This window comes from Priestia sp. MDV22-iso46, from assembly GCF_058629175.1.
This window is the reverse complement of sequence record NZ_JBZVWT010000001.1, coordinates 1,514,291-1,534,449: the sequence shown is the minus strand read 5'-3', so window position 1 is coordinate 1,534,449 and position 20,159 is coordinate 1,514,291. Positions and strand designations below refer to the sequence as shown.

General features: G+C 37.6%; 18 protein-coding genes and 1 riboswitch. Of the genes, 12 read left to right on the top strand and 6 right to left on the bottom strand.

Going from position 1 to position 20,159, the window contains the following annotated elements:
• Window positions 1–93: 93 nt before the first annotated feature.
• Window positions 94–1,761: a glycoside hydrolase family 13 protein gene (locus AC4NPH_RS07865; protein ID WP_491938683.1), complete on the top strand. Its 1,668-nt coding sequence runs from the start codon at window positions 94–96 to the stop codon at window positions 1,759–1,761.
• A gap of 209 nt (window positions 1,762–1,970) precedes the next feature.
• Window positions 1,971–3,116: a THUMP domain-containing class I SAM-dependent RNA methyltransferase gene (locus AC4NPH_RS07860; protein ID WP_013056147.1), complete on the top strand. Its 1,146-nt coding sequence runs from the start codon at window positions 1,971–1,973 to the stop codon at window positions 3,114–3,116.
• A 44-nt stretch (window positions 3,117–3,160) separates the two neighbouring features.
• On the opposite strand, the gene AC4NPH_RS07855 is transcribed toward AC4NPH_RS07860, so the two are convergent.
• Window positions 3,161–3,289, bottom strand: a complete 129-nt coding sequence (locus AC4NPH_RS07855; protein WP_013056148.1) for a hypothetical protein — start codon at window positions 3,287–3,289, stop codon at window positions 3,161–3,163.
• Window positions 3,290–3,447: 158 nt separating this feature from the next.
• Here AC4NPH_RS07855 and AC4NPH_RS07850 point away from each other — a divergent pair, with 158 nt between their 5' ends.
• The gene (locus tag AC4NPH_RS07850; protein WP_029325143.1) at window positions 3,448–3,942 is read left to right on the top strand and encodes a hypothetical protein; all 495 of its coding nucleotides are present in this window, start codon (window positions 3,448–3,450) and stop codon (window positions 3,940–3,942) included.
• A 34-nt stretch (window positions 3,943–3,976) separates the two neighbouring features.
• Here the strand turns inward: AC4NPH_RS07850 and AC4NPH_RS07845 are convergent, their stop codons facing one another.
• Genes AC4NPH_RS07845 through AC4NPH_RS07830 form a run of 4 tightly spaced genes read right to left on the bottom strand, consistent with a single transcriptional unit; the run spans window position 3,977 to window position 8,116 of the window.
• Complete coding sequence (locus AC4NPH_RS07845) at window positions 3,977–4,789, bottom strand: carbohydrate ABC transporter permease (RefSeq protein ID WP_013056150.1); 813 nt, start codon at window positions 4,787–4,789, stop codon at window positions 3,977–3,979.
• A 14-nt stretch (window positions 4,790–4,803) separates the two neighbouring features.
• The gene (locus tag AC4NPH_RS07840; RefSeq protein ID WP_098325722.1) at window positions 4,804–5,757 is read right to left on the bottom strand and encodes a carbohydrate ABC transporter permease; all 954 of its coding nucleotides are present in this window, start codon (window positions 5,755–5,757) and stop codon (window positions 4,804–4,806) included.
• Window positions 5,741–6,988, bottom strand: a complete 1,248-nt coding sequence (locus tag AC4NPH_RS07835; protein ID WP_328251010.1) for an ABC transporter substrate-binding protein — start codon at window positions 6,986–6,988, stop codon at window positions 5,741–5,743. Before AC4NPH_RS07835 ends, AC4NPH_RS07840 begins: the two co-directional genes overlap by 17 nt.
• Window positions 6,989–7,024: 36 nt before the next feature.
• The gene (locus tag AC4NPH_RS07830) at window positions 7,025–8,116 is read right to left on the bottom strand and encodes an ABC transporter ATP-binding protein (RefSeq protein ID WP_013056153.1); all 1,092 of its coding nucleotides are present in this window, start codon (window positions 8,114–8,116) and stop codon (window positions 7,025–7,027) included.
• Window positions 8,117–8,448: 332 nt separating this feature from the next.
• On the opposite strand from AC4NPH_RS07830, the gene AC4NPH_RS07825 reads away from it, so the two are divergent.
• The 5 genes from AC4NPH_RS07825 to AC4NPH_RS07805 all read left to right on the top strand — a co-directional run bounded on the left by AC4NPH_RS07825 (window position 8,449) and on the right by AC4NPH_RS07805 (window position 14,640).
• Window positions 8,449–8,628 carry a hypothetical protein gene (locus AC4NPH_RS07825; protein WP_013056154.1) on the top strand — a complete coding sequence of 60 codons (180 nt, stop codon included), beginning with the start codon at window positions 8,449–8,451 and terminating at the stop codon, window positions 8,626–8,628.
• Between the two features lie 224 nt (window positions 8,629–8,852).
• Window positions 8,853–10,790 (top strand): ATP-dependent DNA helicase, encoded by a 1,938-nt coding sequence (locus AC4NPH_RS07820; RefSeq protein ID WP_013056155.1) that lies wholly within the window; start codon window positions 8,853–8,855, stop codon window positions 10,788–10,790.
• A 124-nt stretch (window positions 10,791–10,914) separates the two neighbouring features.
• Window positions 10,915–12,432, top strand: a complete 1,518-nt coding sequence (locus tag AC4NPH_RS07815; RefSeq protein WP_491938682.1) for a carboxypeptidase M32 — start codon at window positions 10,915–10,917, stop codon at window positions 12,430–12,432.
• Between the two features lie 97 nt (window positions 12,433–12,529).
• Window positions 12,530–12,631, top strand: a riboswitch (purine riboswitch).
• 103 nt (window positions 12,632–12,734) lie between these two features.
• Window positions 12,735–13,328 (top strand): xanthine phosphoribosyltransferase, encoded by a 594-nt coding sequence (locus AC4NPH_RS07810; protein WP_013056157.1) that lies wholly within the window; start codon window positions 12,735–12,737, stop codon window positions 13,326–13,328.
• A gap of 1 nt (window position 13,329) precedes the next feature.
• Window positions 13,330–14,640 carry a nucleobase:cation symporter-2 family protein gene (locus AC4NPH_RS07805; RefSeq protein WP_013056158.1) on the top strand — a complete coding sequence of 437 codons (1,311 nt, stop codon included), beginning with the start codon at window positions 13,330–13,332 and terminating at the stop codon, window positions 14,638–14,640.
• 127 nt (window positions 14,641–14,767) lie between these two features.
• Here AC4NPH_RS07805 and AC4NPH_RS07800 read toward each other — a convergent pair whose 3' ends face one another.
• Window positions 14,768–15,628 carry a LysR family transcriptional regulator gene (locus tag AC4NPH_RS07800; RefSeq protein WP_029324148.1) on the bottom strand — a complete coding sequence of 287 codons (861 nt, stop codon included), beginning with the start codon at window positions 15,626–15,628 and terminating at the stop codon, window positions 14,768–14,770.
• 130 nt (window positions 15,629–15,758) lie between these two features.
• On the opposite strand from AC4NPH_RS07800, the gene AC4NPH_RS07795 reads away from it, so the two are divergent.
• From AC4NPH_RS07795 to AC4NPH_RS07780, 4 genes are all read left to right on the top strand, one after another.
• Window positions 15,759–17,183, top strand: coding sequence for an NAD-dependent succinate-semialdehyde dehydrogenase (locus AC4NPH_RS07795; protein WP_029324149.1), 1,425 nt, complete (start codon window positions 15,759–15,761; stop codon window positions 17,181–17,183).
• A gap of 397 nt (window positions 17,184–17,580) precedes the next feature.
• Window positions 17,581–18,123, top strand: a complete 543-nt coding sequence (locus AC4NPH_RS07790) for a GNAT family N-acetyltransferase (RefSeq protein WP_013056162.1) — start codon at window positions 17,581–17,583, stop codon at window positions 18,121–18,123.
• Between the two features lie 225 nt (window positions 18,124–18,348).
• A complete protein-coding gene (locus tag AC4NPH_RS07785; RefSeq protein ID WP_491938681.1) occupies window positions 18,349–19,434 on the top strand; it encodes a type III polyketide synthase in 1,086 nt (361 codons plus the stop codon).
• 5 nt (window positions 19,435–19,439) lie between these two features.
• Window positions 19,440–19,997, top strand: a complete 558-nt coding sequence (locus AC4NPH_RS07780; protein WP_013056164.1) for an isoprenylcysteine carboxyl methyltransferase family protein — start codon at window positions 19,440–19,442, stop codon at window positions 19,995–19,997.
• Window positions 19,998–20,159: the final 162 nt, after the last annotated feature.

Here is a 20,159-nt window from a genome sequence, read left to right as displayed (position 1 = left end):
AAAACCTATTTTTTTGCATGTATTCATTATAAAATAGCGATATGCGTAAAGGCGAACGCTTACGTAAAAGCACTATTTTGAGGGGTTGAGCACATGGAAAAGAAATGGTGGAAAGAAGCTGTTGCGTATCAAATCTACCCGCGAAGCTTTATGGATTCAAACGGCGACGGAATTGGTGACATTCAAGGGGTTATTTCAAAATTAGACTATTTATCTGATCTTGGAATTGATGTCATTTGGATTTGCCCGATTTATCAGTCTCCTAACGACGATAATGGCTACGATATCAGTGATTATAAAGATATTATGAAAGATTTCGGAACAATGGAAGACTTTGATGAGCTGCTAGATGAAGTTCACCATCGCGGAATGAAGCTGATTATGGATTTAGTTATTAATCATACTTCAGATGAACACCCTTGGTTTTTAGAATCCAGGTCTTCTAAAGAGAATCCATATCGTGATTATTATATTTGGCACGAAGGTAAAGATGGAAAAGAGCCAAACAATTGGGAATCTATTTTTAGCGGAGCAGCTTGGGAGTTCGACGAAAAGACAAAAGAATATTACATGCACGTATTTTCTAAAAAACAGCCTGATTTAAACTGGGAAAACGAAAAAGTACGTCATGAGCTTTATGAAATGGTTAACTGGTGGTTAGATAAAGGAATTGACGGCTTTCGTGTAGATGCTATTTCGCATATTAAGAAAGTGGCCGGCTTCCCAGATCTACCGAACCCTGAAAAGCTAGATTATGTGCCATCGTTTGAAGGGCATATGAATCGACCGGGAATTCAAGAACATTTAAAAGAGCTAAAAGAAAATACGTTTGCCAAATATGATATTATGACGGTTGGAGAGGCAAATGGTGTAACATCGGACAGCGCAGATGAGTGGGTAGCTGAAGATGGCGGAAACTTCAATATGATTTTTCAGTTCGAGCATATGGGACTGTGGGATAAAGGAGAAGAAAAACCGCTTGATTTAATCGAGTTAAAAACGATTTTAACTAATTGGCAAAATGGTTTAGAAAAAATCAACGGCTGGAATGCTTTATATTTAGAAAATCATGACCAAATTCGTTCTGTAAATAAATTCGGCAGCGTAGCTTACCGAGTGGAAAGTGCAAAGTGCTTAGCTGCACTATACTTTTTAATGAAAGGAACACCGTTTATTTATCAAGGACAAGAACTTGGAATGACCAATGTTAAGTTTGATTCTATTGACGATTATGATGATGTTGGTATGATTAACTACTACCGTATTCAGCGTGAAAAAGGCGATACACATGACGAGATTATGAAAGTGATTTGGGAAACAGGCCGCGATAATTCAAGAACGCCAATGCAGTGGAATACAGAAAGAAATGCAGGATTTTCTACTGGTACCCCTTGGATGAAGGTGAATCCAAATTACGTAGATATTAACGTAGAAGAGCAGAAAAGTGATAAAAATTCGGTACTGAATTTTTACAAACAGCTCATTAAAATTAGAAAACAGCATGATGTGCTGGTGTATGGAACTTATAAGCTATTGGCAGAAGAAGATTCCGCTATTTACGCGTATACGCGAACATTAGAAGGTAAAACCGCTGTTGTTATTTGTAATATGTCACCGAAAAATCAAACGTTCGAGTTTCCTTCAGAGAGCTCATTTGTAAACAGAGAAGTGCTGATTCATAATTATCCGTTGGATAAAAACGAAACGCTTGAAAAATGTACGCTGCACCCGTATGAAACACGTGTATACTTACTTTCATAAACAAGTTGAGCAACCGATTGCGCAATTTTAAAGTGGAAAGCTTTTAAAAACACATTTATATGCGACATAGGTGAAGAAACTGCTGGCTCTATCAAGAGCGAGCAGTTTTTGCATTTTAATAAAAAGACGGAGAAAGCTTTGACTACGGCGCATGTATATGGTACTTTTACACTTAGTGTAGATAATTAGAAACAAAATGAGGTTGAAAAATGGCGAAATATAAAATTATTGCAACAGCAGCAATGGGAATTGAAGCACTGGTCGCTAAAGAAGTGCGTGCTTTAGGATATGACTGTGAAGTAGATAATGGCAAGGTTATCTTTGAAGGAGACGAGCTCGCAATTGCTCGCTGCAATTTATGGCTTCGTACAGCAGATCGAATTAAAGTGCAGGTTGGACAGTTCAAAGCTCGTACGTTTGATGAGCTTTTTGAACAAACAAAAGCATTAAATTGGGGAGATTATTTGCCCGTAGATGCACAGTTTCCTGTATCGGGAAAATCAGTTAAATCTAAATTGTTCAGCGTATCAGATTGTCAAAGCATTGTGAAAAAAGCAATTGTTGACAGCATGAAAAAACATTATAACAAAACAACAGGCTGGCTCGAAGAAACAGGGTCAACGTTTAAAATTGAAGTAGCGCTATTAAAAGATGTTGCTACATTAACAATTGACGCAAGCGGTGCAGGACTTCATAAGCGCGGTTACCGCGTTGGACAAGGAGAAGCTCCTTTAAAAGAAACGCTGGCAGCGGCTCTAATTATGCTAACGCCGTGGAATGCGAATCGTCCGTTTGTCGATGTTTTTTGCGGCTCTGGTACAATTGCTATCGAAGCAGCGCTTATCGGTCAAAATATTGCACCAGGATTTAACCGTGACTTCTTATCAGAAGAATGGCCATGGATGTCAGCAAGCATTTGGGACAAAGCGCGCGAAGAAGCAGAAGACTTAGCGAACTACGACCAAGTGCTAGATATTGCTGGTCATGATATTGATCATCGTATGGTAAAAGTAGCGGAGCAAAATGCATTTGAAGCTGGACTTGGAGATTTAATTCAATTTAAGCAAATGCAAGTGCGCGATTTTACGACGCCGAAAGAATATGGAATCATTATTGGTAACCCTCCGTACGGCGAACGTTTAAGCGATCGTCCTTCTGTTGAAAAAATGTACGCTGAAATGGGCGAAGCGTTTTCTAAGCTTGATACGTGGTCGATTTATATGCTTACATCTCATGAACAATTTGAACAATACTACGGTAAAAAAGCAACGAAAAAACGCAAATTGTTTAACGGGTTTATTAAAACAGACTACTATCAATACTGGGGACCTCGTCCTCCACGCAACGATCAATAAATACAAAAGCCAAGCGGTGTAAAAACCAGCTTGGCTTTTGTACGTTATTTTTTTTTCAAACCTCGATAAGCTAGCATTCCAAACATGCCTATACCGAGCACGACAATTAATAAAATAAACCAAAATGTAGCATTAAGCAGGTATTTATATAGTCCGTCATAATAATCATGCATATACTCACCCCATTATGTTTTTTATAGTATGGGCGAGTAGCAGGGCAATATATGTATTCATTTCTTTTCAATAGCAGGCTTAAAACGAGAAATGATTAGCTTATTTCTAACATATTTACGAAAGGGAAATCTCATACTAAAACCTAAGAGGTGATAAAATGAGAAAAAACCGATCAGCACGGATTTTTGGGGGGATGATGCTTCTTTCATGGTTAACCATCCCTTTTATAGGACGACAGCATATTAAGCGCTATTTATCATCTACTATGTTTATTTCCTTTTTAATTATGGTTGAAAGCTATATTGCTGAAAAAAAGAAGTGGTGGATATTCCCTAATCCTCCTCATCCATATCTAACAGGTGAAGCTGCTTTACTTTTAGGTCCATTTTTAGCAGGTTCTTTATGGATTAAAAAGTTCACATACGGCCATTTTGGAAGGTATATGTTATTAAATGCAATCGTAGATACATTTTTTGTTTATCCTTTTCAACGAGCTATGAGCCGTGCAAAGCTTTTTAGCGTAGGCACATTTAAAGAGTACCATTTGCTAGGTATCTTTCTGTTGAAAGCTGCTTTAATGTACGTTTACCAACATCTAGTAGTAGAGAAACCGAAACCTCAGCGTGCTTTAAAAAATAATCCTATAGAATAAAGGGGCAGGCAGGGAAGCGTGATTTTCTTGCCTGCTATTTTAATGCCCCAGATGTCATTCCTGAAATGAAATGCTTTTGCAAAAACACGTACGCAATCAATAGTGGGATAGAAGAAAGAACGACTGCTGAAAACAGCATAGGGTAATTAGTCAGAAATTCCCCTTGAAAGTCCAGTAGTGCAATAGGCAGCGTTTTTACTTCTTTAGATTTTAACAATAGCAAAGGGAATAACAGATCATTCCACACAATCACAAACGAAAAAATTCCCACTGTAGCCATTGATGGTATTGAGAGTCGAAGAGCGATTTTTGAATATATTTTCCATTCTGACGCTCCGTCCATGCGAGCAGCTTCGAATAGTTCCCTTGGCAAAGTTTTCATAAACCCCGTGATAATAAACACACCGATGGGAAGCAAAAAGCTTATGGAGACGATAATGACGCCTGTTAGCGTATTGACGAGCCCAAGCTTATTCATCAGCAAAAAGACAGGAATCATATTGACTTGAGTAGGGACAATCATTCCGCAAACAAAAAAGCCGTATACAATCCATCCAAGCTTTTGAGGTAGCTGAATAATAGCATAAGCAATCATGCTTGAAAACCATAGAATAAAAAACGTGCTAAAGACGGTAACAATCACGCTGTTTTTAATATAGCCAAAGATGGGTTCATTGACGAGCAGCTGTTTATAATTTTCAATATTCCAGCCTGCTGGTAATCCGATTGGGTTGCTGTAAAGTTCAGGCGTTGTTTTAAAGGTTGTTAATAAAACCAAGCTTAAGGGCAACAGAATGATTAAACCGTATATCCCTAAAATCAGTTGTCTGAATGGGTTTTGTTTCATAAAAGAATCTCCTTTTACATTTTGGTCAAGCGAAGTACGCGAAATTGAAGAAACGTTAAAAGAGCAATCACAATCATAAATACAACTGAAATGGCAGAGGCATAGCCGAAACGAAAATTAATAAAAGCTTCGTGATAAAGAAGCGTCGAAAGAATTTCAGTTGAATTGGAGGGACCTCCATTTGTCATTGCAATGATTAAATCAAATGCTTTAAAACTTTGTATGGTCGTATAAGCTACAACCATTGTCGTAGCTGGAGCTAAAAGAGGCCACGTAATGCGCTTGAATTTTTGCCATCTTGTTGCTCCATCAATACTAGCAGCTTCATATAACTCACTGGGAATAGCTTGAATTCCAGCTACAAAAATAATAAGCATTTGACCAGTATGTGCCCAAAATTGTACAAAAGCCAAGCTGTAAATTGCGATATGCCCATTTCCAATCCAAGACTGGGTCCAATGCTCAAGGCCTATTTTACTTAAAAATAGGTTAACTCCTCCAATGTTGGGGTCATACATAAAGTTCCACGTGAAAGCAATCGACACGGACGAAATAATCGTCGGTACAAAAAAGAGTGAGCGATAAAATGTATTCCATGCAGAATTTTTATAAAGTAAGAGTGCAAAGCCTAAGCTCAATAACGTTTGAAAGATCAGCACGCCAATTGTGAACTTTAAGTTGTTTGTAAGAGACTGTGTAAAAATAGCATCGTTTGTTAAAATTTCTTTGAAGTTTTGAAACCCTACAAATGAGAACTGAGAAGATAATCCATTCCAATCAGTTGTGCTTAAAAATAAAGCAGAAAGCGTTGGCAATGCAAAGAAAACAGTATATATGACAAAACCGGGAAGTAAAAACAACCATAGATGTCTGCTTTTAGAGATACTTTTAAATGAAAAGAGAGGAAAAGAGAACGAAGGGGTTCTCTTTTCTTCTTCTTGAATAGACGTATTAGTTCTTAGCGACACGTTCTACCTCTCCTTGTGCTTTTTCAGCAGCTTTTTTCGCTGACATACCGGATAGTACGTCCTGTACAGATGTTTCAACAGCTTTTGATACGCGCTCATTTAAAATTGTGAATCGAGGTTGGAAGACCGTTTTTTTGTCTTTCCATTTTGCGCTTTCTTTGAGTTCAGGTGAATCATATTTCACGTCTTTGACCGTTAATAACTGGCCAGTAGCATTCGCATACTCAGAAGAAATCTTTGGATCTGCAAGGAAAGTTAAAAATTTCTTAGCAGCTTCTTTGTGTTTTGATTTTTCAGCAACACCTAATAAGAATGTCGTGGTATGAACACCTTCGTATTTTGCTTTATCTTGATCCACTGTAATCGGTGCAAGCAAACCTTGATCAATCTTCGTATTTTGCTGTTTGACTGTAGCCATCATATAAGAACCTTGAGCAAGCATTGCGCCTTTTTCCTGAGCAAAAAGTGCTGCAGCACTTTCTTTTTTCGTACCAAGAGCATCTTTTTGGAAGTAACCTTTGTTATTTAATTCTTTAATTTGAGATAGGGTTTTGATAAACCATTCATCAGTTAGCTTGCGCTTGCCCGTTTCTACCTCGTGAAGGGCGTTGTTTGTAGGTTCGTTATTCATAATCATTGGATTAATAAATTGAGAAGGACTTACGTCTCCTGAAAATAAAATCGGCGTGTATCCATTTTTCTTTAATGTTTCAGATGTTTTTAAAAAGCTACTCCAATCTTTAGGAATATCTAAATTTAGTTTTTCAAAAATGCCTTTGTTATAGACAGGGATGTTATAGACTAGCTGATAAGGAAGAGCATATTGCGTATTATCCGATTTACCCGCTTGGATTAGCTTTTCGTCAAATTTGCTGAGTAAGTTTTGGTCGTCCAGCTTTGCAAAACCATTTGCTTTGCGAATCGTTTCAAATTGACTTCCTGGAAAACTAGCAAATACATCGATACCTTCTCCAGATAGTAGAGATCCTTGAATTTGTGATTGATATGAATCAGAAGGAAAGACGGTCATTTCTACATGAATATTTGGATTTTTCTTTTCAAATTGCTCAATGATAGAATCAAAAGCTTTCGAATCTTCTCCTCGCCAATGCGTAAAGTTAATGGTTACTTTTTTAGAAGAGTCGCTGCTGTCACCGCTTGTTGAACTGTTTTTGCCGCAGCCCGCGATGATCACGGTGAGCATTGCTAACAGAATTAATAATTTTTTCATTTTAGTTCCCCCACTTATAGAATTCTTTTTAGATAGTTATTGGTCAATTTTGATACGGTTGGTAGATGCTTGGTCAAAGAAATGAGCATGATTCATTTGAAAATGAAATGGAAAGTACTGATGAACTTGAATATGTTCATCCCCAGGGATTTTAGCCACAAAGAGCTGGTCTCCTAAACTACTGTATAGTATGTACTCTGCTCCTAATAACTCAGACACATCTACCAGTAATGAAATATGAGGAGCATCAGAAGAGGCGCGCGTAACATGCTCAGGTCGAATTCCTACAGTAATAAACTGATTGTTGTAGCCTTTTTCATGTAACGAATGCATTTGATTTTCTGTCAGTTGAAACTCATGTTCACTGATGTGCAGTTTGCTGTTCACTACTTTTCCTGTGAAAAAGTTCATTCCCGGTGATCCTATAAAACTGGCTACAAACGTATTCTCTGGAGCATTATACACTTGCATAGGTGAACCTATTTGCTGAATTTTTCCGTCTTTCATAACTACGATTCTGCTTGCCATCGTCATCGCTTCTGTTTGATCGTGGGTTACATAAATAATGGTCGTCTGCAGCCTCTGATGAAGCTTACTGATTTCAGCACGCATTTGTACGCGAAGCTTCGCATCAAGATTAGATAAAGGCTCATCCATTAAAAAAATTTGGGCATTCCGTACAATGGCTCTTCCTAAAGCCACCCGCTGACGCTGCCCTCCTGATAACGCTTTTGGCTTGCGTTTTAAATAGGGTTCTAAGTCCAAAATACGAGCCGCTTCACGAACGCGCTCATCAATTTCTTGTTTTGGGACTTTGCGGAGCTGCAAGCCAAATGCCATGTTGTCGTAAACTGTTAAATGAGGGTAAAGCGCGTAGTTTTGAAACACCATTGCAATATCTCGGTCCTTAGAAGGCAAATCGTTTGCACGATCTCCATTAATAAGCAATTCTCCTTCTGTTATCGATTCAAGGCCGGCGATCATTCGAAGGGTAGTGGATTTGCCGCACCCTGAAGGTCCTACAAATACAATAAATTCTTTGTCTTGAATATGAAGATTGAAATTATCAACTGCAAGACTATCTTTTCCGTATTTTTTATACACATGCTGTAACTGCAGTTCTGCCATTTTTTCTCCTTTCAGCAGGCTTTTTAAAAAATAAAAGCCTCTAATTGCACAGACGGATTGTACGCGTATCTGGCAATTAGAGGCTATCGGTTGACCGGTAAGCCTGTATTATGTAGTTTTGAGTGATTGAATATGTAAGTAATTTTAAAATATATTATTCCTATAAGTCAAGTGAGAATTAAAATATTTTAATAAGTTAGATTATTTTTTTAAATGAAAGAATCCATTTATTAAGCCAGAGATGCTGGTTTTGAGAATAAAATAAACAGCTGGTGTATAGAATGATAGTATTCACTTTTATAGTAAGCATTACAGAGAGAGGATGTTTATAAATGGATAGAAACACGCAGTTCACTATGATTCGTCAAGCGTTGGAAAACAGCTATCATTTAATGCAGCAGGGAATAGAAGTGAGCGGAGAGACGCTTACTCAGCTGGAACAAGCAAAAGCCGAGTATGAAGCGGCCTTTTTATTGTCTCAGTCCACGGACTCAAAATTCCGCTGTAATTAATTTTTTAATAGCACTTATTCCGTTTGCGTTCTATACACTCAGCTTTTATACAAAAAGGTTCTGTCCTTACAGGCAGAACTTTTTTTTGTTCAGCTCTTTTTATTGACATTTTAGATAAAGTAGTCAATAATTAAGTTTTGCTTACATGAGAAATTTACTAGATAAAAAGAAGTGAAGCTAATTTTTATTGATAGATATTTACATAAATAAAGGAGTCAATATCGATGATGAGAGAGCGGTTGCCTTTTACAATTGAGCGGGATGAAAACTTTTTTGACAAATTAAATGAATGGATAGGTGATGTTTTTTATGATCATCTTCCAGACGCAGGGTTAGAACTTCGGGATGAACAAATTTTTATGGCTTTTCAAATCGAACGAGCTTTTAAAGAAAAAAATGTAATATTTGCAGAAGCAGGTGTAGGAACAGGGAAAACCATTGTGTATTTGCTGTACGCTATTTGTTATGCAAGGTATATTGGCAAGCCAGCTATTATTGCCTGTGCGGATGAAACATTAATTGAACAGTTAGTAAAAGCCGAAGGAGACATTGCAAAGCTCTCTGGTATTTTAGATATTAACATGGATGTTCGCCTAGCAAAATCTCAAGATCAGTATCTGTGTTTAAAGAAATTAGATGCTGTGACAGCACGAACAGATAATGAAAACATTGAAGAAATTTACGATACGCTTCCTGATTTTGTTCATGATCATAGCGGTATGCAGTCGTTCTATCACTACGGAGACCGTAAAGAATATCCTCATTTAACGGATGAGGAATGGAATCAAATTAACTGGGATACGTTTCAAGACTGCTCTTCCTGTGAGCAGCGTCATAGATGCGGCTTAACGCTTTCACGTGAGCACTATAGAAAAGCACATGACTTAATTATTTGCTCTCACGATTTTTACATGGAGCACATTTGGACATATGAAGCCCGCAAGCGTGAAGGACAGCTTCCCCTTCTTCCTGAAAGCAGCTGTGTTGTATTTGATGAAGGTCACCTGCTGGAATTTGCTGCACAAAAGGCTTTAACATATCGCATTCAAGAAGATACGTTAGAAAACTTGTTAACGCGTCTATTAGAAAATGACGTGCGAGAAGAATTTGCTGTGAAGATAGAGCACGCTATCGATGTATATGCAATGTTCTTTGACCGTTTAAGTGAAGCAAGCACAGAAATCGTTGGTTCTAGCCGTAAAGAAGTAGCCCGCACAAACGGATTACAAAGTGTAGGAAAAGAACTTTTATCGCTGCTTGAGCATATCGGAAACGAGCTTGTGTTTGAGAGTGAGACCTATACAGTAGACGAATATACGCTGCGAATTGTAGATGAGTACCTAGATCAAATTGATTATTCGCTGCGCTTATTTATGGACAACGAAAATGCCATCTACTGGGTAGAAGAAAATAACTGGCAGCTGACGTTGGTTATTATGCCGCAAGCAGTAAAAGACGTCTTAAAAGAACGAGTATTTGCGAAGAAAATACCATATATTTTCACTTCTGCGACTCTTTCAGATAACCAATCGTTCGATTATTTAGCATATAGCTTAGGAATTGCAAAGCCGCTTTCTTTTTCTGTTGAATCGCCATTTGATTATGATGAGCAAATGAAAATTGCGGTAAAAAATGTTTCGGATGATCAAGAAGAAGCGTTTGCTGAAAAATTCGCCTTTGCTGTTGCTCAGCTCGAAAAAACGAACGGACGAGCACTTTTATTGTTTAATAGCAAAGAAGAACTAGAGATGTTCAAAGAAGTTTCCAAAGAGTTAAATCAGTACACATTTTTATTTGAAGGCGATCAAGAAATCAGTAAATTAGTATCTCAGTTCCAAAGGGAAGAAGAAACGATTTTATGCGCTGTTCATTTGTGGGAAGGATTGGATATTCCTGGACCTTCGCTATCTAATGTAATTATTTGGTCTCTGCCATATCCGCCAAATGATCCGGTCTTTGAAGCAAAGCGCAATCAAGTAGTCGATCCATTTTGGGATGCAGATATGCCGTATATGCTTCTTCGCTTAAAGCAAGGAGTTGGAAGACTGATTCGCTCTCATAACGATAAGGGTCTAATCACGATCTTTATGCCAAAAAGCACAGATTCAAAAGTGCGTTCAATCATTGAACAAAATGTCCCAACAAAAATAGAAAACGTATAAAAAAGCGCGGTTGTAGCCGCGCTTTTTTATATGCATAATAGATTGAATATTCAGTTATATACACACCGTTACTATTATGATAAAATAATTTATGGTGAAATAAGGAAAGTAAGGAGGAAAAACAATGAGAGAAGACATACAGAAAATTGAGAAACAGTTTTATGAATACATGAATAAAGTCAAAAGTTATCACGAGGCAATCGGAGTGATGTACTGGGATTTGAGGACGGGTGCTCCAAAAAAAGGGGCGGATCAGCGTTCTGAAGTTATTGGCATGATGTCATCAGAAGCGTTCAATCTTTCTGTTTCTGATGACATGGCAGGTTTTATTGAGAAATTAACGATCCCTGAGTCACAGACTTACATAAACGATATTACGAAAAAAGCAGTGGAAGAATGTAAAAAAGAATATGACTTAAATAAAAAGATTCCTCCGCATGAATATAAAGAATACGTTACATTAACTTCAAAAGCTGAGTCGGTTTGGGAAGACGCAAAAGAAAAAGCAGATTTTGCTTTATTTCAACCGTACCTCGAAAAAATTGTAGCTTTCAATCAGAAGTTTGTGGAGTATTGGGGGTATGAAGGAAACAAATATAACCGTTTATTAGACCTTTTTGAACCGGGGATGACGGTTGAAATCTTAGACGAGGTATTTGGAAAGCTACGGGAGCATATTGTGCCTCTTGTTCAGCGAATCGCCGGGTCGAATACAAAGCCAAATACGGAATTTTTATTCCGTACTTTCCCAAAAGAAGCGCAAAAGCAATTTAGTCTAGACGTGTTAAAAACGCTTGGCTACGATTTTGAAGCGGGGCGACTTGATGAAACAGTCCATCCTTTTGCTACTGGCTTAAACCCGGGAGATGTGCGCATCACGACTAAGTATGCTGAAAACGATTTCCGAACGGCTATTTTTGGAACGATTCACGAATGCGGCCATGCTTTATATGAGCAGAATATTTCAAAGGATCTTGTGGGTACGGTTCTATGTGAAGGTACTTCAATGGGAATTCATGAATCACAGTCGCTGTTTTTTGAGCAGTTTGTCGGGAAAAATAAAGCATTTTGGCAGCATCATTACGACGTACTAAAAAAGCATGCGCCGGGACAATTTGACGATGTAGATTTAGAAGATTTTTACCGAGGAGTAAATGAGGCGAAACCGTCGCTTATTCGTATTGAAGCAGATGAGTTAACGTATCCTCTTCATATTATGATTCGCTATGAGATTGAAAAAGGATTAATAAACGGAGAATATAAAGTTGCAGATTTACCGGAAATTTGGAATGAGAAATACGAAGAATATTTAGGAGTTCGTCCAAGTCACGATGGAGAAGGCGTGCTTCAGGATGTACACTGGGCCGGAGGAAGCTTTGGGTACTTCCCTTCCTACGCTCTTGGCTATATGTACGCAGCGCAGTTTAAGCATACCATGTTAAAAGACTTGCCCAATTATGATGAACTCCTCGAAAAAGGAGAAATTTCGCCGATCACAAATTGGCTAACAGAACATATTCATCAGTACGGAAAAATGAAAAAGCCTCTTGAAATTTTAAACGATGTAACGGGAGAAGGCTTAAATGTAGATTATTTAATTCAGTATCTAGAAAAGAAATATGGAGAAATTTATCACGTATAAAAGGCGCTATAAACGAATATTATGTTTTGTATCACAAGTAAATGTTCGAAAATATCGTTTTTAGATATTTTCAAATAAAAGATTTGCTGATATAATACAATTAACTCAATAACGCACTCATATAATGACGAGAATAAGGCTCGTAAGTATCTACCAAACTACCGTAAATAGTTTGACTATGGGTGAGCGATGAAGTTTGTTTTTCACTTTTGTGCGTAAAAGCTCAAAGACATTGCTCTACTCATATACGAGTGCAGCTATGTTTTTGAGCTTTTTTAATACAAACGTTGGAGGAACGAACTATGAAAGCTTTGCAAAACAAAATTTTAACAGATGGTATCGTATTATCGGACACGGTTTTAAAAGTAGACACATTTTTAAACCACCAAATGGATCCTGTATTAATGAAAGAAATTGGAGAAGAATTCGCTTCGCGTTTTGAAGATGCAGGAATTACGAAGATTTTAACGATTGAATCATCAGGAATTGCTCCAGCGATTATGACCGCATTGAAGCTAAACGTTGAGATGGTGTTTGCTAGAAAAAGAAAATCTTTAACACTTCAAGACGGACTCATTACATCAAAAGTATATTCATTTACAAAAAAAGAAGAAAATGAAATTTCAGTTGCTGATAAATTTATTCAAGAAGATGACGTGATTTTAATTATTGATGACTTTTTAGCAAACGGCCAAGCTGCATTCGGCTTGATGGATATCGTGCAAAAAGCAGGTGCTAAAGTAGGCGGCATTGGTATTGTTATTGAAAAAGCGTTCCAAGATGGAGGAAAACAAATTCGTCAATCAGGCGTTAAAGTAGAATCATTAGCACGCATTCAGTCTTTATCAAATGGTAAAGTGACATTTGTTGAAGATAAACCAACAGTGGAGGTTTAATATGAATAAAGGAAAAGTCTTTTCACTTGGTTTACAGCATGTTTTAGCTATGTACGGAGGTGCGATTGTTGTTCCGCTTATTGTTGGAGGAGCCATTGGCTTGACTCAGCAGCAGCTTACGTATTTAGTGGCGATTGACTTATTTATGTGCGGTGTGGCAACGCTACTGCAAGTATGGAAAAATCGTTTTTTTGGAATTGGTCTTCCAGTTGTATTAGGGTGTACGTTTACTGCCGTAGGACCTATGATTTCAATTGGAGGTTCTTACGGCGTTTCCTCCATATATGGTTCTATTATCGTCGCTGGTTTACTCATCGTCCTTCTTTCTGCTTTTTTAGGTAAATTGGTTAAGTTTTTCCCTCCTTTAGTTACAGGTTCGGTTGTAACGATTATTGGAATTACGTTAATTCCCGTAGCGATAAAAGATTTAGCCGGAGGAGAAGGAAGTAAAGATTTTGGGAGCTTGAGCAATTTAGGTTTAGGTTTTGGCGTTTTACTATTGATTATTGTTCTGTATCGATTTACAAAAGGGTTTATGCGCTCGGTCTCTGTCTTATTAGGATTAGTTGTTGGAACAATTGCTGCGTCTTTTATGGGGAAAGTTGATTTTTCTGGTGTAAAAGAAGAAGCGTGGGTTCATATGCCACATGTGCTGTACTTTGGGATGCCAACTTTTAATATTATGGCCATTCTGACAATGTTCCTTGTTTTACTTGTTGGCATTGTCGAGTCAACAGGCGTTTATTTTGCCGTTAGTGATATTTGTAAAAAAGAAGTGGATGAAAAAGATTTATCTAAAGGCTATCGTGCAGAAGGATTGGCGATTTTATTAGGCGGATTTTTTAACGCATTTCCTTATACAGCGTATTCTCAAAATGTAGGCCTTTTACAGTTGTCAGGTGTTCGCACAAGAAATGTTGTATTTGCAGCGAGTGGAATTTTAATCATTTTGGGTTTCCTACCTAAAATCGCAGCCGTGACGACAGTTATCCCGAGCTCTGTACTTGGAGGAGCAATGGTAGCTATGTTTGGAATGGTAATCTCTTCAGGTATTAAAATCCTTAGTCAAGTTGATTTAGCAAAACAAGAAAACCTTCTTGTGATTGCATGTTCGGTTGGCATGGGTCTAGGGGTGACGGTTGTACCTGAACTCTTCAAAAACTTACCAGAGAGTCTTCAAGTTCTTACTGGAAGCGGTATTGTAATGGGGAGTTTTACAGCAATCTTTTTAAACATTGTCTTTAATATGATGAAATCACCACGTACGCAAGTTGCAGAAACAAAGTTAACAAATGAAGTAGTATCGAAATAAAAAGAGGCTAGAACAAAAGTATTTTAGTTGAAAAGATCCGAACGATTAATCGTTCGGATCTTTTCATTGTCATGGTGCAACAAGTGATCCATAGTAGATCATTCATCTAATTTGTTTGTCTTTCCTATTAAGATCGTGTTTTGAAAAACAGCGTATAAAGCATTTTTCCCACGTCAGGGTTTTTTGCCACTAATGAAATTTCTCTTTTGAATTTGAAGTCTGTGATGGGTAAAGCTTTAATGTTTGAGCTTTGTAAATGGCGCATAAAAATTTCAGGTAGAATTGAAATACCTAAATTAGCTGAAATAAATCCCATAATGCTTTGAGCAAATTCAATTTCATTGGCAATGGGAATCTTTAAGTTATGACGATTGTACGCTTTTTCTACTAGTGTCCGAACATCGCACCCTGGGGGGAGAACTACAATGGGTTCTTCTTTGAAATCTTCAAATGATACGCTTTCTTTTTCGGCTAACGGGTGCTGATCATTCACAAATAAATAAAAGTCTTCTTTGAACAATAGTTTTGACCAGTAAGTATGTTGAATCTCTCGATCATCAAATAAAGCCCCGTCAATTTTATTGCTTTCTAACTGCTCTAACAAATCATAATAGTGATGCGAGGTTTTTATATCAATATGGCGATTGTGGTCTTCAGCAGAAGCCAGTTGATAAGGTAAGTAAAAAGCAGCCATACTCTGCCACGTTCCGATAGTTAAATCACAAGCTTCTTGCGTAGCCACTAATTTTTTTTGAAGAGCATGAACGCTTGATAGTATGGATTCACCTTCCTGTAAAAGAATTTCACCTGCTGAGGTTAATTCTACTCCTGTAGCGGAGCGAATAAATAATGTTACTCCTAAATCTTCTTCTAGTTTTCTCATTTGCTTACTAAGTGCAGGCTGCGTCATATGCAGCTGTTCGCTTGCTTTGCTTAAGCTTTTTGTTTTGGCTGTTTCAATAAAAGACTTAAGCCATTCTGTTTTCATATTTATCACCTATAACCTTTTGTTATACCCATAGTATAGAAGGGAAGTTCTCATAAATCAATGAAGATGCTAGTGTATATAGTGTAGTTAACACAGCACAAAGAAATTCACACAACTAGGAGGATGAATGATGTATCCAAACAAACTATATATTAACGGTGAATGGACAACAACTGAAGAGAAAATTGATGTGATTAATCCAGCAACAAAAGAAGTTATAGGACAAATTCCAAAGGCAGGCGCAAAGGAAGCAGCACTTGCCGCTGATGCAGCGGCTGCAGCTTTTAAAACATGGTCGAAAAGAACCGCTCAAGAGCGCAGTGCTATTTTAATGAGATGGCATCAACTAATTGAAAATCATAAAGATGGACTAGCAGAAATTATGACAACGGAACAAGGCAAACCATTTGCAGAAGCGAAAGGTGAAGTGCAGTATGGGAATGATTATATTGCTTGGTTTGCTGAAGAAGGAAAGCGTGTATACGGTGAAACGATTCCAGCTCATCATACGCATAAACGTATTACGGTTAAAAAACAGCCTGTCGGCGTTGTAGCAGCTATTACACCATGGAACTTCCCTGCAGCAATGATTACGCGTAAAGTGGCCCCAGCTCTTGCAGCAGGATGTACAATTGTTCTCAAACCATCTGAAGAAACACCATTTACAGCATTTCGTTTAGTAGAGCTCGCAGAAGAAGCGGGAGTTCCAAAAGGTGTGATCAATGTTGTTACTGGAGATGCAGCAGCTATTGGCGACACATGGCAAAAAGACGGACGCATCCGAAAATTAACATTTACTGGTTCAACAGCGGTTGGTAAACATTTAATGCGCGGTGCTGCGGATACTGTGAAAAAATTATCGCTGGAATTAGGCGGTCACGCACCGTTTATCGTAACAGAAAATGCAGATTTAGACGCTGCTGTAAACGGCGTAATTGCTTCTAAGTTTGTCAACGCAGGTCAAACGTGCATCTGCACAAACCGCGTATATGTACAAGAATCCATTGCAGATGCTTTTGTTGAAAAATTTGCAGCAAAAGCGGCGGAATTAACAGTAGGAAATGGATTAGAAGAAGGTACACAAGTTGGACCGTTAATTAACGACAAAGCGGTTGAGAAAGTAAAAGCACAAATTGCGGATGCAAAAAGTAAAGGAGCTAAAGTTGTGGTTGGCGGACAAGCTATAACAACTAAAAACGGTTTCTTTATGGAACCGACAATTATTACAAATGTAACTGATGACATGAATTGCATGTTTGAAGAAACGTTTGGACCATTGGCACCTGTAGCAACATTCAAAACAGTAGAAGAAGCCGTAGAACGAGCAAACAATAGCCCTTATGGTTTAGCCGCTTACGTATTTACAGAAAACATTAAAGAAGCAACGTTTGTATCTGAAGAGTTAGAATACGGCATTGTAGGAGTAAATGACGCCTCCCCATCTGCAGCTCAAGCTCCATTCGGCGGCTTTAAAGAAAGTGGTCTTGGACGTGAAGGAAGTCATTACGGCATTGAAGATTATTTAGAAGTAAAATATATCTCAATGGGACTTTAATAAAAAGTAGAGGCTGGGACAAAAATATTTTATTCGAAGTGAAATACGAACTAGCAACTAATAATCAAAATTATTGGTTGTTAGTTCGTATTTTTTTGTTGTTAAGATGGACGTAGCTTTCATGTGTTTCGTTGTGTCCCAGCCTTTTTTTATGAACTTTTGTAAAGAAAATTTGGAATAATAGTTCTTTAACGCAATTAATTGCATTTCTAGGATGTCTGTGCAAGAATAAATATTTCAAAAATGGTTTAGCTTTGTTTAAAGCGTGGGTAATACAACAAATGCACATGATTGCTTGTTAGATGAAATGAAAAGCGGAACTTTACCACTGATAAATTACGCAAGCTAGAACCAAAATAGTAGTACTGAATAGTGAAAAATATAGGAGTTGATATAGATGATTACAGCAGAGAAAAACATAGTGAAATTTAAAGCAAAAGACGGACGTGAAGTCACTATTCGCCCCGCACAGGCAAGTGATGCGGAACATATTACAACAGCGGTAAGAGAAATTATTGAGGCTGGGGAATTTATTCAAAAAGATGAGCCGCGCACAGTCCAAGAAGAGCAAGATTTTATTGCATCAGTAGAAAAGAACAATCACATGTACGTTGTAGCTGAAGTCGAAGGTGAAGTGCTTGGAATTGCACGTGTTCTTAGAGGCGAAATTAAAATGAAGCGCCACACGGGGCTCTTCCGTACATGGCTTATTTCAAAAGCACAGGGAATGGGGATAGGAAAACAATTTATGAATTATACACTAAACTGGTGCAAAGAAAATAATCTTCATAAACTTTCTTTAACTGTGTTTGCTTCGAATAAAGTGGCATACGAATTGTATAAAAAGGTAGGATTTGAACAAGAAGGCGTTATGAAAGAACAAGCTTATTTCAACAATGAATATGTAGATGAAATCTATATGTCCATTTTCTTTTCATAAAAAATAAGCACTTATTTTCGTCAATCCATAAATTGTATCTGTACATTCAGATTATTTGCGCTATAATAAAAGTGCACAACAAACATACACTTCTTCAAAACGTAGACTTTCCTGAGTTACAGGAAAGTTTTTTTTGTGTTTCGCATCCATTCCACTAAAAAAGAATTGAATAAACCCCCAGCTATTACAAATATTAAATGTAACGCAATCAAAGAGGTGAAGTGTATGCCAAAGATTATCTCAGTTGGATTTGGAGTTCCCCCTTATGAATTAACTCAGCAAGACACGCTGCTATTTGCAAAAGAACTTTTTTCCGAATCGTTTAAAGATATTAATCGTCTGCTAACCGTTTTTCAAAATGGCCAAATTGAGAAACGTAATTTTGCCAAAGACTTATCTTGGTTTCAAGAAGATCATACATTTGAAGAAAAAAATAATGCTTTTATAGAATCTGCTGTTGAATTAGGTACAAAAGCAATTGAAGACTGCTTAACAAATAAGAACTATGTAAGTACCCCTTTGCCGTGTGGAGAAATTGAGGCTATTTTTTATGTTTCAACAAGCGGCTTAGCTACGCCTAGCATTGAAGCGCGAATTATGAATAAGCTTGCGTTCTCAGACCATACAAAAAGAATTCCTATTTGGGGATTAGGGTGTGCTGGAGGAGCGTCTGGGCTTTCAAGAGCTTATGAGTATTGCAAAGCCTTTCCGCGTGCCAAAGTCCTTGTTTTATCCATTGAGCTTTGCAGTTTAACTTTTCAGCGAAATGATCGTTCAAAAAGCAACTTAATCGGTACATCTTTATTTGCTGATGGAGTAGCGGCTGCTTTAGTCGCAGGTGACGAAGCTGACACCACTTTTGCCCTTGCAAAAAGCTATCCTTACATTTTACATACACAATCGACGCTCATGCCCAATTCAGAAGATGTAATGGGGTGGGAGATTAAAAATGATGGACTATTTGTTGTCTTTTCAAAAGATATTCCCACGATTATCGATTCGTGGTTAGGCGGAGAAGTTGAGTCATTTTTACAAACACAGCATTTGACCAGTCGCGATTTGAAGCATTTTGTTGCTCATCCTGGAGGAAAAAAAGTGCTTGAAGCATATGTATCAACGCTGTCGTTAAACGAAAATATGATTGCTGATTCCCTAGATGTACTTAAAAACCATGGAAACATGTCTTCGGCAACCGTTTTGTATGTGCTAGACCGCTTTATGAAGAAAGAAATTTCGAGTAAAGAATACGGTTTATTAACAGCTCTTGGCCCTGGATTTAGTTCTGAAATGCTTCTATTAGAGTGGAGGTAAAGCGATTGTTTTTTTATAGCTTTTTTGTATTTATTATCTTACAGCGTCTATGTGAATTGGTTATTGCCAAAAGAAATGAAGCTTGGATGAAGAAGCAGGGAGCATACGAAGCTGGTCAAAGTCACTACAAATGGATGGTAAGCATGCATGCCGCTTTTTTTGCTGCTCTTTTTACGGAAGTGTATGTGTTAAACGATGGAATGTATCACTTTTCTTTTTTGTTGTTTAGCTTTTTTGTGCTTGTGCAACTTGCAAGAATATGGGCTATTTCTTCGTTAGGAAAGTATTGGAATACAAAAATTATCGTTTTGCCTAATGCGAAGGTTGTGCTAAGAGGTCCTTATCGTTTTATGAAGCACCCTAACTATGCAGTAGTAGCGGCAGAATTGGTGTTAGTTCCGCTTATGTTTCAGGCATACTGGACGTTAGCTATTTTTTCTGTTTTCAATTTGTGTATATTAGCCGTCAGAATTCCCTTAGAAGAGCAAGCGTTAACGAATGAAACAAATTACGGCGAAGTGATGCAAAACAGGGGACGTTTCTTTCCTGTAAAAAAATCTTAAAACTAATTGAAAATGATTATCTTTCATGATAAGATAAAACAAATGATAAAGATTATCAATTTCATCAAGTAGAAACGGTGGTGGACGTAATGGTTAGTCTTTTTGTGATCGGAGCACTTGCTACATATGTTGGCGTCACAACGTATGTAATGAAAAATATTG